Here is a 14,360-nt window from a genome sequence, read left to right on the forward strand (position 1 = left end):
CGAGGAGACCTGACGTGCGCATCCTCATCACCGGCTCGATCGCCACCGACCACCTGGCCGTCTTCCCCGGCAAGTTCACCGACCACCTGCTCCCCGGCCGGCTGGACCACGTCTCCCTGTCCTTCCTGGCCGACACCCTCGACGTGCGCCGCGGCGGCGTGGCGGCCAACATCGCGGTGGGACTGGCACGGCTCGCCCTCACCCCCCTCCTGGTGGGAGCCGTCGGCAAGGACTTCACCGACTACGCCGCCTGGCTGCACAGCACCGGGGTCGACACCGCCCTGCACATCAGCGACACCGCGCACACCGCGCGGTTCATGTGCACGACCGACGCCGAGCACAACCAGATCGCCACGTTCTACGCCGGAGCCATGGCCGAGGCGAAACGCATCTCCCTGGCGGACGTCGTCGAGCGCACCGGAAGGCCCGACCTGGTGCTGATCGCCCCCAACGACCCGGAAGCCATGCTCCGTCACACCGCGGAATGCCGCACGCTCGGTATCCCGTTCGCCGCCGACCCCTCCCAGCAACTGGCCAGGCTCGACCGGGAGCAGACCCGCACCCTCGTCGACGGAGCCCGGTTCCTGTTCACCAACGAGTACGAGTCCGCGCTGCTCCTGGAACGCACCGGCTGGACGGCGCAGGAGGTCCTCGCCCGCATCGGCACCTGGATCTCCACCCGGGGAGCCGACGGCGTACGGATCACACGGCAATCCGGGGACACATGCCAGATCCCCGCCGTGCCCGTGCGGGAGGCGGCCGACCCCACCGGCGTCGGGGACGCGCTGCGGGCCGGGTTCCTGGCCGCCACGGCCCACCACCTGCCCGAGGAACAGGCGGCCCGGCTGGGATGCGCGCTCGCCACGCTCGTCCTGGAGACCGTCGGCACCCAGGACTACAAGGTGGTCCCGGCGGACCTGCTGCAACGCGTCGCCGACACCTACGGCACCGCCTCGGCGGCCGCCCTCGAACCCCTCCTGGACGACCTGCCATGACCCTGCTCACCGCACAGCGCCCGCAGCCCGCGCCCCGCGAGGCCCCCTCGCTGCGACAGCAACTGAAGGCGGGCACACCCACCTTCTCCTTCGAGTTCTTCCCGCCCAGGACGGAGGCGGGAGCCACGACACTGTGGCGGACCATCCGACGGATCGAAGCCCTCGCCCCCACCTTCGTCTCCGTCACCTACGGCGCCGGCGGATCCTCGCGGAGCCGTACCGTCGAGGTCACCGAACGCATCGCCTCCGAGACCTCGCTGCGCCCGGTCGCCCACCTGACAGCGGTGGGCCACTCGGTGAGCGAACTGCGCAACGTCATCGGCCAGTACGCCGACGCCGGAGTGCGGGACGTCCTCGCCCTGCGCGGAGACCCGCCCGGCGACCCCCGCGGGCCGTGGACGCCCCACCCCCAGGGCCTGACCTACGCGCGGGACCTGGTACGCCTGGTCAAGGAACTGGGTGACTTCACCGTCGGCGTCGCGGCCTTCCCCGAGCGCCACCCGCGCTCACCGGACTGGGAGAGCGACCTGCGGCACTACGTCGCCAAGTGCCGGGCCGGCGCCGACTACGCCATCACGCAGATGTTCTTCGACGTGGAGGACTACCTGCGGCTGCGGGACCGCGTCACCCGGGCCGGCTGCCACACGCCCATCATCCCCGAGATCATGCCGGCCACCGACGTACGGCAGATCACCCGCTTCGCCGAACTCTCCAACGCCACCTTCCCGTTGGAACTCGCCAGGCGGCTCGACCGGGCCCGCGAACGGCCGGACGAGGGACACCGGATCGGAGTGGAGTACGCGACGGCCATGGCCGAGCGCCTCCTGCGCGAGGGAGCCCCGGGGCTGCACTACATCACGCTCAACCGCTCCACGGCGACGCTCGAAATCCACCAGAACGTGCGACCGGCACCGGGGTAACCCGCACGATCCCTCCCTCGTTGCTCCCGTCGGCGTCGAACGCCGGAAGCAACGCACCGACTGGGAGAGACGATGGCGGCACCTCAGACCGACACAGCCCGCACCCTCGAGCGGTTCTACGGCGCCGAAGCGGCCTACATCGCCGCGGGAGGCCCGGGGAAGGCCAGTTTCGCCGAGGTGGCGGACTGCCTGGACCCCGACGTGACGCTCCACCAGGCGCCCGGGCTGCCGTACTCGGGCACCTGGCGCGGGCGCAAGGGGATCGAGGACTTCCTGGCCGTCATGGGCGAGGCGTGGCGGAGCATGGAATTCCTCGACCAGCGGTGCTTCGTCGAGGGCGAGGACGTCGTGGTCGCCAACCGCGTCCGCTTCGTGGCCCGCCGCACGGGCCACGAACTCGACACCAGGATCGTCCAGGAGATGACCGTCCGGGACGGCCGGATCCAGGAGATCCGGCCCTACTACTGGGACCCGGCCGCCGTCTCCGCGGCCCTCGGCGCCTCCTGAGCGGCCCTCAGTCCAGCGACCGGTCGACCGAGGCCAGCGGCAGCGCGAACAGCATGCGCCCGGACTGGGACCACACCTCGCCCGTCTCCTGCCAGTACGACAAGGAGGCCGCCCGGCCGCTCCAGCAGCGGTGCGTCTCGTCCGCCCCGCACCGGGTGGGGCGCGCCCCGTCCGTGTCCTGCCGCCACAGCGTGCCCCGCTCGTCCGGTGTCCCCGTCGTCCGGCCCAGATACCAGCCCGACCGGTACGACAGCACGCCGCGCACATCGGTCAGCTCGGTCTCGTACACCGCGACCGGGTCCGTGTCGAGCAGCCCCGCGCGCTCCGGCTCGGTACTGAACCCGTACCGCCACAGCCGGGTCGGCCCGTCGTCGTCCACGGGCGTCGCCTCGCGCGCCACCAGGCTGTCGGGCACGGTGCTGCGGTCCAGGGAGATGCCGTCCGGCCGGGGCGCCGCGGTCCCGTTCGTCCGGTAGGAGGCGACGGCCGGCAGCACATAGCGGGCTCCGGCCGCCGACCAGCCGCCGGGCACCCTGCCGACCGTCGTACCGTCCACGGTGGCCCGCTGGACCCGCTCCACGTCGTACACGTACAGCGCGCTGTCGTCCGCCGGGCCCGCGGTGACCAGCAGCTTGTCCTGGTACCAGACCATGCCGGACACGGACGAGCCCAGCCCGCGGTAGTCCCGGCCGCCGTCCACCGGAACGGCCAGCAGGGCCCAGGTGTAGCGGAGATCGTCCGGGTCACCGGCGTCCACGAAGGCGACGCGCGCGAGACCGTCCTCGGACGGGGAGCCGGTGCTGCGGCTCCACCCGGAGAGGATCACCCGGTGCTCGCCCCAGCGACCGTCGTCGTCCGCGTCGCCGGAGGTGGTCACCGCGCCGGACTGCCAGCCCTCGGTGTCGGCACCGGGCCAGCAGTACGCGTGGGTCGCGGCGGGCTCCACCGGAAGGGCGCGCCGGTCGTCGGCCGTGCACTCCTCCGCGTCGCGCAGGGAACCGTCCGGGTCGGCGAGGACGGCACCCACGCCGACGGGCCGGCCCATCCCCTCGGAGATCCGGTCGAGCGCGTCGCGCGGGACGCCCTGCTCGGCCAGCCGCAGCGGCGTGGCCTCGGAGGAGGCGGTGAGCGGCTTCAGGGCCCCGGGGTCGTCGGCGTCGGTGGCCTGCGAGGCGCTGATCATGGTGGCGGCCGCGGTGAGCGCGAGGGCGGTCCCGGCCAGCGCCGCCCGCAGCGCCCTGCCCCGCCTGCGCCGGCGGTGTCTGCCGCGATGCTTCATACGTCCTCCCGAGGCGAGCCAACTGCGTCCGGTGGTCCGAGCGTTGACCGTGGAGCAGATGGGGTGGCCCGTACCGGGATGCTACGACAGCCGCCGGGCCCGGAGGACGAAGACCCTGCAAATACGCGCGACAACGCTCCTCCACGCGCGACCCCGGGCACTCCTGTACGAGTCCCCGCCCCCTTGACGCAGGTGGCTCGGCGTTCCTACGGCGACGGGTGCTGCCGGGCCAGGGCCAGGGCCGGGGCCGTGGAGTGGGGGAAGAGGTCGTGGGGGTCGTCGGGGAGGAGGACCTCCACCGACGCGGATTCCGCGAACCGGTACGGCCGGTGGTCCAGGAGGGCGCCCAAGTAGCGCCGGACGCGGGACATCTCCGCCCGGACCGTTACCGTACGGGCCGGGTCCCCGAAGACGTCCCGGGCGAGGTCCGCGGCGCTGCGCCCCGCGCGGTGCACGGCCAGCAGGTACAGCAACTCGGCGTGCCGGGGGCTCAGTTCGCGGGCCCAGGATCCCGTACCGCCGGACACCTCCACCGACCAGCGGCGCGGCCCCCTGAGGTCCAGCACGATCCGGGAAGCGGCACGTGTCACCGGTTCGTCGGCCGCCCGCACCAGCCAGCCACCGGCCAGCGGCTCCAGCGAGCAGCGCCCCAGCGCCGGCAGCCACCGCATCCCCGCCGACACCGACTTGGGCAGCGCCAGCCGCTCCACGTACGGCATCCCCGTCACCGCCGCCGTCCACCCCTGCCGGTCCACGACGAGCGCCCGCCCCTGGAGCCGGGCCAGCACCGGCGCCGCCACCGCCCGCAGCCGCTCCAGCGACCGCACGTGCGTCTCCCGCAGCCGTGCCTCCGCGAGCTTCGCCACCGAGTCGACCCACGCCAGCGTGGCCGGATGCATCGTCTCCAGAGGCCCGCTCACGTCCACCACACCGATCAGCCGCCCGTCCCGGGGGTCCCTGATCGGCGCCCCGGCACACGTCCAGGTGGCGTGCGACCGTACGAAGTGCTCGGAGGCGAACACCTGCACGGGGCGCCCCGTCACCGCCGGCGTGCCCACCCCGTTGGTGCCGACGACGTCCTCCCGCCAGTCCGCGCCGATCTCGAAGCCCAGCCCGTCGGCCTTGCGCAGCACCGGGGCACTGCCCTCCCGCCACAGCACCCGGCCCTCCTCGTCGGCCACCACCATGATGTGGTGGGCGACGTCCGCGACCGACAGCAGCCCCTCCCGCAGCACCGGCAGCACATGCCGCAGCGTCGACGACTCCCGCCGCCGCTGCACCTCCTCCCGGGACAGCAGCCCACTGCGGAAGTCGTGCTCCGGGTCGACGCCGCTGCGCCGCATCCGCTCCCACGACTGCTCGATCACCGGACGGGGGGCCACGGGCGCGCGCTGCCCGGACAGCGCGGCGGAGCGCACCTCGCTGAGCACGCGCGCCGCCCGCGCCGTATCGACGACGGCCAGATGCGTCACGTCCATCGGCGAGAGCGCCACCGGTCCCCTCCCGGAAGAAAAGCTGTCGGTCTCATACTGCCGTTTGCCCCCGGCGCTGACGCTCAGTACGGCCCCGACAGCATCAAGTTGCAACCCCTTGCAACCCTGGTGGTGAGTCCTGGGCTGGTTGAAACTTGAGCGACGCCGTCCCGAGCGGCGTCCACGGCTCGTAATGGGGCCTGTGCGGCGGGGGTGGTGCCGTGTCGGCGCAGCACCACCCCCGCGATCTGCCTGGCGGCGGCCGGGCGGTGTGCGCGGCACGGGGTGCGGCTCGCCCCGCGTCGGCGGCTCCTGGCCCGTGGGTGGCCGGTCGCGCAGTTCCCCGCGCCCCTTGGGCCGGCGTCCGCGTCCCCGGTCCGGTCGCCGGGCCCCTCAGGACACCGGCCGGGCCCGTTCCACCACCGACGCCAGGTCCAGGGTGTGCGGCAGCGTCCCGAAGGCCGCGCCCCCGTCCCCGCCCAGCCGCGCCGCGCAGAACGCGTCCGCCACCTGCGGCGGCGCGTACCGCACCAGCAGCGACCCCTGCAACACCAGCGCCAGCCGCTCCACCAGCCGCCGCGCCCGCCCCTCGACGCCCTCCAGATCCGCCAGTTCGGTCAGCAGGTTCTTGATCGCGCCGTCCAGCCGGTGATCGGCCCCGCGGGCCCGCCCGACCTCCCGCAGATACGCGTCCAGCGCCGCCGGCTCCCGGCGCAGCGCCCGCAGCACGTCCAGCGCCTGGACGTTGCCCGCGCCCTCCCAGATCGAGTTCAGCGGCGACTCCCGCACCAGCCGGGGCATCCCCGACTCCTCCACGTAACCGTTCCCGCCCAGGCACTCCGCCGCCTCCACCGCGACCGGCGCGCACCGCTTCGTCACCCAGTACTTCGCCGCCGGTACCGCGATCCGCAGCAGCGCCCGCTCCTGCTCGCCGCCGTCGTCGTACGCGGCCGCCAGCCGCAGCGCCAGCGTGGTGGCCGCCTCCGACTCCAGCGCCAGATCGGCCAGCACATTGCGCATCAGCGGCTTGTCGACGAGCTTCCCGCCGAACGCCTCACGATGCGCGCAGTGGTGCACCGCCTGCGCCACGGCCTGCCGCATCAGCCCCGCCGAGCCAAGCACACAGTCCAGCCGGGTCGCCGCCACCATCCCGATGATGGTGCGCACCCCGCGCCCTTCGTCCCCGACCCGGCGCGCCCACGTCCCGTCGAACTCGACCTCGGCGGACGCGTTGGACCGGTTGCCCAGCTTGTCCTTGAGCCGCTGGATCAGGAACACGTTGCGCGTGCCGTCCTCCAGCACGCGCGGCACCAGGAAACACGTCAGCCCTCCCGGCGCCTGCGCCAGCACCAGGAACGCGTCCGACATCGGCGCCGAGCAGAACCACTTGTGCCCGGTCAGCTCGTACGCGCCGTCCTCCGCCAGTGGCCGGGCGGCCGTCGTGTTCGCCCGTACGTCGCTGCCGCCCTGCTTCTCCGTCATGCCCATCCCGAACAGGACGCCCGCCTTCTCCCCGGCGGGCCGCAGCCCACGGTCGTAGACGGTCGAGGTCAGCCGGGGCTCCCACTCCGCCGCCAGCGCCGGATCCGTCCGCAGCGCGGGCACCGCCGCGTGGGTCATCGACAGCGGGCACCCGTTGCCGGCCTCGGCCTGCGTCCACACCAGGAACGCCGCCGCCCGCCGCACATGCCCGCCCGGCCGCGCCCAGGCCGCCGTCAGCCCCGCCGAGACGCCCTTGCCGAGCAGCCGGTGCCAGGAGGGATGGAAGTCGACCTCGTCGATCCGGTGACCGTACCGGTCGTGCGTGCGCAGCCGCGGCGGATGCTCGTTGGCCTGCGCCCCCCACTCCTGCACCTGCGCGGAGCCGGCGGTCCGCCCCAGCCCCGACAGCTCCGACAGCCCCTCGTCCAGCACGTCCGGGTCCAGATGCCGCTCGACCGCCTCCACCAGGACCCGGTCGGCGCCGAAGACGTCGTACTGCACGAGCGGGGGAGCCTGATTGGTCACGGTGTGCGTGGTGCCTGCCATGCCCCCGAACCTACCCCGCGGTACGCCGGCCTCACCCGTCGATTCGCCCTGTGGGTGAGTGCGACCAGGCACGACGGATACCTTTAGGTCGTGCAGCCAGCAAGTGAATCCCCCGACGCGCCCTCCGGCCGCCTCCACCGGGCCCGGGCCCTCTACCGGAACGTCTCCAAGCGCAGGACCGCCTGGCTGCTGCTGAAGGACACCGTCAACTCGTGCATGGAGTACCGCATCCTGGGCCTGGCGGCCGAGGCGGCGTTCTTCACGCTGCTGTCGGTGCCCCCGCTGCTGCTCAGCATGATCGGCCTCCTCGGCTACGTCGACGCCTGGACCGGCGCCGAGACGATCCAGAGCCTCCAGCGCAACCTCCTCGACGCCTCCCGCACGGTGCTCTCCGACCGGGGCGTGAGCCAGATCGCGGAGCCGATCCTGCGGGACGTCACGAAGGGCGGCCGGCCCGACGTGATCTCCCTCGGCTTCCTGATCGCCGTGTGGTCGGGGTCCCGCGCGGTGAACGTCTTCATCGAGACCATCACCGTCATGTACGGCCTCGACGGCGTCCGGGGCATCGTGAAGACCCGGCTGCTGGCCTTCCTGCTGTTCATCGTGGCCCTGCTGATCGGCTCGATCGCGCTGCCGCTGATGGTCGCGGGACCGGACGCGGTCGTGGAGATCGTGCCCTGGTCGACGACCGTCGTGCAGATCCTCTACTGGCCGGTCGTGATCCTGCTGTCGGTGGCCTTCCTGACCACCCTGTACCACGTCTCCGTGCCCGTGCGCTCCCCGTGGATCGAGGACGTGCCGGGGGCGCTGGTCGCGCTCGGCATGTGGGTGTTCGGCAGTTTCCTGCTGCGCATCTACCTGACGAACACCGTCGAGGGCCCCACCATCTACGGCTCCCTCGCCGCGCCCGTCGCCGTACTGCTGTGGATCGGCGTGTCCGCGTTCGCCGTGCTCGTCGGCGCGGCGGTCAACGCGGCGATCGACCGGGTGTGGCCGGCCGCGGCGACGGCGGCGGCTCGTGAGGCGAACGAGCGGCTGCGGCAGGCGCAGGTCGCGGAGTACGTCGCGCGGACGACCGCCGCGGCGGGGGAGGCCGATCCCGACATGCCCTCGGAGTTCCCGGAACGCTGGTCCCGCTTCCTCCCCCCGGAGGACGTCACATCCCGCCTGCGCACGCACGTACGGTCCCACCACCCGAGAAACGGCGAGGGCCCGCCCCACGAGGGCAAGTGAGCGTTCTTCGCCCCCGCCGCCCCTTCCCGTCCCGACCCGGGGCTCCGCCCCGGACCCCGCTCCTCAAACGCCGGAGGGGCTGATTTCAGCCCGTCCGGCGTTTGAGGACGAGGCCCGAAGGGCCGAAAGGGGGGCTGGGGGCGCAGCCCCCAGGGACGGGAACGGGAAGAGGCGGCGGGGGCGAGAAAAGCCGCTCACCCCTTCCACGTACCGGCCGCCGCCTCCTCCGCCACAAACCCCGCGAAGTCCCGAGGCTCGCGCCCCAGCACCTCCCGCACCCCGTCCTCCACCCACGCGTTACGCCCGTCCAGCAGCGCCCCGAACAGCTCGACGAGAAACGCCGCCTCCTCCGCCGGCACCCCCAACCCGACCAGCACCTCCCCGTACTCCCGCACCGGCACCGACCGGTACGTCAACGCCCGCCCCGCCGCCGCCGCGATCTCCGCCACCGCCCCACCCCAGGTCAGCAGCCGCGGCCCGGTCACGGACAGCGTCCGCCCCACATACCGCTCCCCGCCCGTCAACGCCGCCACCACCACATCCGCGATGTCCCGCACGTCCACGAACGGCTCGGCCACCTCACCCGCCGGGAACACCAGCTCCCCGGCCACCAGCTCCGGCACCAGCGGCCCCTCGCTGAAGTTCTGCGCGAACCAGGCGGCCCGTACGACCGTCCAGTCCGCGCCCGACGCACGCAGCGCCTCCTCGGCGGGCAGCGCCTGCTCCTCGCCCCGCGCGGACAGCAGCACCAGCCGCCGTACGCCCAGTCCGACCGCCGCCCCGGCCAGCTCGCCGACCGCCTCGGCGGTACCGGGGGCGCCGACATCGGCCGGGTGGACGAGGTACGCCGCGTCGGCACCCCGCAGGGTGTCCGCCCACGTCGACCGGTCCGTCCAGTCGAACCCGGTGGCCCGCGACGCCGCCCGCACCGTCAGCCCCGCAGCCTCGGCGGCCCGCGCCACCCGGCTCCCCGTACGCCCCCGGGCGCCCGTCACCACGACCGTCATGTTCCCGCTGTCCTGTGCCATGTCTGTCATGCCTTCGAGTCAACTGCCCCGCGCCGCAGGCAACCATCGCTGAACGGCTCATTCCCATAAGCCCGCGTCTACGCTGCTCCCATGGACGCACTCACCGGCCTGCTCGAAGGCCCCCGCGCCCGCGGCGCGTTCATGATCCGCGCGTGTTTCGACCCGCCGTGGGCGGTCCGCGTGGAGGACCGCGCCCCGCTGACGGTGATGCTCCTCGTGCGCGGCGGCGCCTGGATCGTCCCGGACCGGGGCGAGCGGCTGCGCCTGCGCCCCGGCGACCTCGCCATCGCGCGCGGCCCCGACCCGTACACCTGCGCCGACGACCCGGACACGGCCCCGCAGGCGGTGATCCTGCCCGGCGGCGAATGCAGTTACCCCGACGGACGCCCGCTGAACGGCGTGATGGACCTCGGTGTCCGCACCTGGGGCGACCGACTGGACGGCGAGACGGTGGTGCTGATCGGCACCTACCAGATGCGCGGCGAGATCGGCGGCCGGCTGCTGGACGCGCTGCCGCCGCTGCTCACCCTCACCGCCGACGTCTGGGACTGCCCGCTCACCCCCTTCCTCATGGAGGAGATCGTGCGCGAGGCACCCGGTCAGGAGGTCGTCCTGGACCGGCTGCTCGACCTGCTGGTCATCGCCGCGCTGCGGGCCTGGTTCGCCCGCCCGGAGGCGGAGCCGCCCGCCTGGTACCGGGCGCAGGCCGACCCCGTCGTCGGGCCGGTCGTACGCCTCCTCCAGGACGACCCCGCCCACCCGTGGACGGTCGCCGAGCTCGCCGCGAAGGCCGGTGTCTCCCGGGCCGCCCTGGCCCGCCGCTTCACGGAACTCGTCGGCGAACCCCCGATGACGTACCTCACCGGCTGGCGCCTCGCCCTCGCCGCGGACCGCCTCCGCGACACCGACGACACCATCGGCGCGATCGCCCGCCAGGTCGGCTACGGCAGCGCGTTCGCCCTGTCCACCGCCTTCAAACGGGCCTACGACGTCAGCCCTCAGGAGTGGCGGACCCGGGCGGCGTAGCCTGGGCGACGTGTACAGGGAGCGGGCGTCGCGGCTGACGGGCGCGGTCGTGTGGACCAACACCCCCACCGGCGGCGGGACCGGCCGGGTGCTGCCGGACGGCTGCATGGACCTGCTCTGGCACGAGGGACGCCTGCTGGTCGCCGGCCCCGACACCCGCGCCCACCTCACCGGGGGCCCGTCGAGTGCCTGGGCGGGCATCCGCTTCCACCCCGGCACCGCGCCCGCCCTGCTGGGCGTACCCGCCCACGAACTGCGCGACCGCCGCGTCCCCCTGTCCGACCTGTGGCCGGCGGCCGACGTCCGCCGCCTGACCGCACGCGTCAACGCGGTGGACGACCCCACGCACGGCCTGGAGGACCTGGCCCTGCGCAGAGCGGCGGAAACGGCCCCGCCCGACCCGCTGCTCCTCCGCGTCGTGGCCGCCCTCGACGCGGGCCGCCCGGTCGCCGCGACCGCCGACGAACTGGGCCTGGGCGCCCGCCGGTTGCACCGCCGCTCGCTGGCCGCGTTCGGCTACGGTCCCAAGACCCTGGCCCGCATCCTCCGTCTGCGCCGCGCCCTCGCCCTGGCCCGGGCGGACGTCCCCTTCGCGGAGACGGCCACCCGGACCGGCTATGCGGACCAGGCCCATCTCGCCCGCGAGGTACGGGACTTGGCGGGCGTTCCGCTGGGTGAGCTACTGGCCGGCTAGCGGTGCGAACAGATCCACCCCGTTGCCGTCCGGGTCGAGCACGGTGGCGTACCGCTGCCCCCACACGGCGTCCCACGGCTTGAGCTCACCGTGGGCTCCGCCGGCGACCAACTCCTCGTACAGCGTGTCCACTTCCTCCGGACTGTCGCAGCGCAGCGCCAGGCCGGCCCGTCCGCTGCCGGACGGCTTCCGCCACCCGGGGTGGAAGGAGCGGACGACCTCCTCGGTGTCCAGCAGCAGCCGCAGCCCGCCCGGCAACCCGGCCTCCGCGTGCCCCTGCTGCTCCGCCCCGTCGGGGAAGGCGAAGCCGAGCCGCCGGTAGAAGGAGACGGAGGCCGCCATGTCCGTGACGACCAGTCCGATGGCATCGAATCGTGCAGTCATGCGCTCACCGTAGGACGCCCCCGCACCGCCGGTCTTGAAGGAATCGGACACCGCCGCCCGTCACCGCTCGGCGTACAGCTCCGACCGGACGAGTTCGAGCAGGCGCCCGGTCCAGTTGCGGCCCCGGCCGCCGCCGTCGCCCCAGAACGCGGAGTCGGAGTCGGCGTAGACGATCGTCGCGTCGCCCGTGTCGAGCAGGGCGCGGGCCAACTCCGGGTGCCGGGTGAACTTGGCCCGCAGCAGACGGGTCATGACGGCGGTCCGCCGCAGTTCCCAGTCCTCGCCGCGCCCGGCGTCGGCGGCCAGGTTCCGCGCGTCGAAGGTGCTGGCCGCCGCGGCGACCGCCTCCCGCACGGCCGGATCGTCGACGGAGAGGGCCCAGTAGGCGTGGGTGACGGTCGGGTAGGTGATGCCGTCGATCTCGATGGGCGCGGGGAACTCGTTGCGCAGGGCCTTGGTGCCCGGATCGTCGGAGGGCTTGAGCGGATAGCTCTCGTACACGTGGATCGCGGGGGCGAAGGACGTCGCGGGCCCGTCGGCCGGTACGCGGGAACGCCGTTTCTCCGCCCACTCCGCGCGCTCGGCGAAGTAGGAGAGCGCCCAGTCGTACTGCTCCTGCGTGATCTCCTCGTCCGGTCTGCGGTCGGCGGTCCCGCCGGGGCCGGCCACCAGCACCTGCAACGGCCAGTCCTTGAGGTCCATGTCCCCCAGCGCGTAGTGCCGCTGCGTCTCGGGGATCGCGAGGTACGCGTCGCGGGCGGCGGCCCGGTTCTCCTCGGTGCGGTCGGCCAGGAACACGTCCACGGCGGCCAGACAGCGGCCCGTGGAGTCCGGGCGCCGGTTGAGCTGGTCGATCGTGTCCCGTATCTCGGCGACCAGCGTCTCGGGGGTGAGCCAGACGCGCGCTTCGCCGAACGTCCACCGCGCCAGGTCGAAGGCGGACGCCTCCGCGCCCTCGGGGAGTTCGAGGGCGACCTTGCCGCGGCGCACCTTCGCCTCGAACTCCTCCAGGGTGACCAGGCCCCAGCAGTCGATGAGCCCGTCCGCGTAGATGAGCAGGTCGGTGAGGTGGTAGTCGAAGTTGTGGATGAAGACGTGGCGCCACGTCCCGGGGACGCGTACGCCGTCCGCCATGCGGTAGGTGATCCGGTTGCCGATCATCCGCACATTCTGAACGCCCACCCCACCCGCACGACACCGGGTTTCCGACGCCTAGGCTCGTGCGCATGACGTCCCCCGCCCTCCTCGTGTACACCCGCACCACCGACTACCGCCACGACTCCATCCCCGCCGCCGTAACCGCCCTGCGCACCCTCGGGGACTTCTCCGTCGACGCCACCGAGGACCCGGCCGCCTTCGAGGAGCCGCTCGACCGGTACGCCGCCGTCGTCTTCCTCTCCACCAGCGGCGAGGTGCTCTCCCCGGCCGGGCGGGAGCGGCTCGCGGCCTACGTCGAGGAGGGCGGGGGATTCGTCGGAGTGCACGCCGCCGCCTGCACGGAGTACGACTGGCCCCACTACGGCGACCTGCTCGGCGCCCGCTTCGACCGGCACCCGGCCCTCCAGCCGGGCCGCGCCGTGGTCGAGGACCACGACCACCCGGCGACCCGGCACCTGCCCGCCGTATGGGAGTTCACGGACGAGTGGTACGACTTCCGCACCAACCCGCGTCCCGCCGTCCGGGTCCTCGTCTCCGCCGACGAGTCGTCGTACGAGGGCGGCGGCATGGGCGACGACCACCCGCTGGCCTGGTGCCGGGACCAGGGCGCGGGCCGTGTCTTCTACACCGCTCTCGGCCACACCGCCGAGGCCTACGACGACCCGGACTTCCGCGCCCATCTGCTCGGCGGCATCACCTGGGCCGCCGCCACCCGTTGACCCGTTTGCTCAGTCCTTGCAGGAGGAGTACGTGTTGAGGTCCTCCGGGTCGGGACGGAAGCGGTTCTCCCAGTCACCGGGGTAGGCGTTGACCAGCGCGGGCAGTTGGGCCTTCACATCGCCGGCCCACGCGTCGGTGAGGTAGTGGTGCAGGGCGTCCCGCAGCTTCTCGCAGTCGCCCCGGCGGCCCTCCGGCAGTGCGATGCCGTACCGGTTGATGTTGCCGAACGAGACATCGGGGACCACCTTGACGGGTGTCGCGCTCTTCTTCTGCTGCTCCACGAACCCGTGGAGCAGTGCCTCGTCGGTGAACACGGCGTGGACATCGCCCTGTTGGACCTTGCGCACACAGGTCGAGTAGTCGGTCTCCGTGTGCGGTGTCGTGCCGCCGGGCAGCGCGGCGATGGCCGACGTCGAGCCCTCGACCGTGCAGACGACCTTGCCCGCCACGTCTTTCTCGGTCCTGATGCCGTCATAGTCCTCGCGCACGAGGAAGCCCTGCTTGGTGACGAAGTAGGGCCCCACGAAGTCGACCTTCTCGTCCCGTCGCGGGGTGATCGAGTACGTGCCGATGACCAGCGTCGACGACTTCTCCACGAGCTCCTGCTCCCGCTTCGCGGACACCACGTCGTGCCACCGCGGGGTGAATCCGATCCGCTTCCCGAGGTAGGCGGCCAGGTCCGGTTCGAAACCGCGGTCGGTGTGTCCGCTGTGGAGGTTGAACCCCGGCTGGTCGGTCTTGCCGCCGATGTAGACGGTGCCGGTGAGTGAGGACTTCTCGTCCGCCCCGTCCGCCGTCCATCCGCAGGCCGCGACGGTGAACAGCAGGGCGGCGGCCGCCGCGACCCGCGCGCACCGGTGACCGGGGGAGCGGAGCGAGTACGGGCGGCGCGGGGCATGCGTCTTGGCGGTCACTG

At 73.2% G+C, this 14,360-nt stretch carries 14 protein-coding genes; 7 read left to right on the forward strand and 7 right to left on the reverse strand.

The window, feature by feature from the left end; translation table 11 throughout:
* The first annotated feature begins 14 nt into the window (after positions 1 to 14).
* The 3 genes from ACZ470_RS07345 to ACZ470_RS07355 all read left to right on the forward strand — a co-directional run bounded on the left by ACZ470_RS07345 (position 15) and on the right by ACZ470_RS07355 (position 2,422).
* A complete protein-coding gene (locus ACZ470_RS07345; protein WP_468425251.1) occupies positions 15 to 995 on the forward strand; it encodes a carbohydrate kinase family protein in 981 nt (326 codons plus the stop codon).
* Positions 992 to 1,915, forward strand: a complete 924-nt coding sequence (gene metF, locus ACZ470_RS07350) for a methylenetetrahydrofolate reductase [NAD(P)H] (protein WP_468425253.1) — start codon at positions 992 to 994, stop codon at positions 1,913 to 1,915. Before ACZ470_RS07345 ends, metF begins: the two co-directional genes overlap by 4 nt.
* Positions 1,916 to 1,987: 72 nt before the next feature.
* The gene (locus tag ACZ470_RS07355) at positions 1,988 to 2,422 is read left to right on the forward strand and encodes a nuclear transport factor 2 family protein (protein ID WP_468425255.1); all 435 of its coding nucleotides are present in this window, start codon (positions 1,988 to 1,990) and stop codon (positions 2,420 to 2,422) included.
* 7 nt (positions 2,423 to 2,429) lie between these two features.
* Here ACZ470_RS07355 and ACZ470_RS07360 read toward each other — a convergent pair whose 3' ends face one another.
* The 3 genes from ACZ470_RS07360 to ACZ470_RS07370 form a co-directional block, all read right to left on the reverse strand.
* A complete protein-coding gene (locus ACZ470_RS07360) occupies positions 2,430 to 3,701 on the reverse strand; it encodes a hypothetical protein (RefSeq protein WP_468425257.1) in 1,272 nt (423 codons plus the stop codon).
* Positions 3,702 to 3,907: 206 nt separating this feature from the next.
* Positions 3,908 to 5,194, reverse strand: a complete 1,287-nt coding sequence (locus ACZ470_RS07365; RefSeq protein WP_468425259.1) for a helix-turn-helix domain-containing protein — start codon at positions 5,192 to 5,194, stop codon at positions 3,908 to 3,910.
* A gap of 372 nt (positions 5,195 to 5,566) precedes the next feature.
* Complete coding sequence (locus ACZ470_RS07370) at positions 5,567 to 7,201, reverse strand: acyl-CoA dehydrogenase family protein (RefSeq protein WP_468425261.1); 1,635 nt, start codon at positions 7,199 to 7,201, stop codon at positions 5,567 to 5,569.
* 90 nt (positions 7,202 to 7,291) lie between these two features.
* Between ACZ470_RS07370 and ACZ470_RS07375 the strand changes: the two genes are divergently transcribed.
* A complete protein-coding gene (locus tag ACZ470_RS07375) occupies positions 7,292 to 8,434 on the forward strand; it encodes a YihY/virulence factor BrkB family protein (RefSeq protein WP_468425263.1) in 1,143 nt (380 codons plus the stop codon).
* A 194-nt stretch (positions 8,435 to 8,628) separates the two neighbouring features.
* Here the strand turns inward: ACZ470_RS07375 and ACZ470_RS07380 are convergent, their stop codons facing one another.
* A complete protein-coding gene (locus tag ACZ470_RS07380) occupies positions 8,629 to 9,471 on the reverse strand; it encodes an NAD(P)H-binding protein (protein WP_468425265.1) in 843 nt (280 codons plus the stop codon).
* Between the two features lie 81 nt (positions 9,472 to 9,552).
* Between ACZ470_RS07380 and ACZ470_RS07385 the strand changes: the two genes are divergently transcribed.
* Both ACZ470_RS07385 and ACZ470_RS07390 read left to right on the forward strand, forming a co-directional pair.
* The gene (locus ACZ470_RS07385) at positions 9,553 to 10,488 is read left to right on the forward strand and encodes an AraC family transcriptional regulator (RefSeq protein WP_468425266.1); all 936 of its coding nucleotides are present in this window, start codon (positions 9,553 to 9,555) and stop codon (positions 10,486 to 10,488) included.
* 10 nt (positions 10,489 to 10,498) lie between these two features.
* Entirely contained in the window at positions 10,499 to 11,182 is a 684-nt protein-coding gene (locus ACZ470_RS07390; RefSeq protein ID WP_468425268.1) for a helix-turn-helix domain-containing protein, read from the forward strand.
* On the opposite strand, the gene ACZ470_RS07395 is transcribed toward ACZ470_RS07390, so the two are convergent.
* A complete protein-coding gene (locus tag ACZ470_RS07395; protein WP_468425270.1) occupies positions 11,168 to 11,566 on the reverse strand; it encodes a VOC family protein in 399 nt (132 codons plus the stop codon). The genes ACZ470_RS07390 and ACZ470_RS07395 overlap by 15 nt on opposite strands.
* 60 nt (positions 11,567 to 11,626) lie before the next feature.
* On the reverse strand, positions 11,627 to 12,727 hold the full coding sequence (locus ACZ470_RS07400; RefSeq protein ID WP_468425272.1) for an NADAR family protein: 1,101 nt from the start codon (positions 12,725 to 12,727) through the stop codon (positions 11,627 to 11,629).
* A 65-nt stretch (positions 12,728 to 12,792) separates the two neighbouring features.
* Here ACZ470_RS07400 and ACZ470_RS07405 point away from each other — a divergent pair, with 65 nt between their 5' ends.
* The gene (locus tag ACZ470_RS07405; RefSeq protein ID WP_468425274.1) at positions 12,793 to 13,443 is read left to right on the forward strand and encodes a ThuA domain-containing protein; all 651 of its coding nucleotides are present in this window, start codon (positions 12,793 to 12,795) and stop codon (positions 13,441 to 13,443) included.
* Positions 13,444 to 13,452: 9 nt separating this feature from the next.
* On the opposite strand, the gene ACZ470_RS07410 is transcribed toward ACZ470_RS07405, so the two are convergent.
* The gene (locus ACZ470_RS07410; protein ID WP_468425276.1) at positions 13,453 to 14,358 is read right to left on the reverse strand and encodes a transporter substrate-binding domain-containing protein; all 906 of its coding nucleotides are present in this window, start codon (positions 14,356 to 14,358) and stop codon (positions 13,453 to 13,455) included.
* Between the last annotated feature and the right edge of the window lie 2 nt (positions 14,359 to 14,360).

The sequence above is a fragment of the Streptomyces sp. NPDC031111 genome (assembly GCF_055570675.1).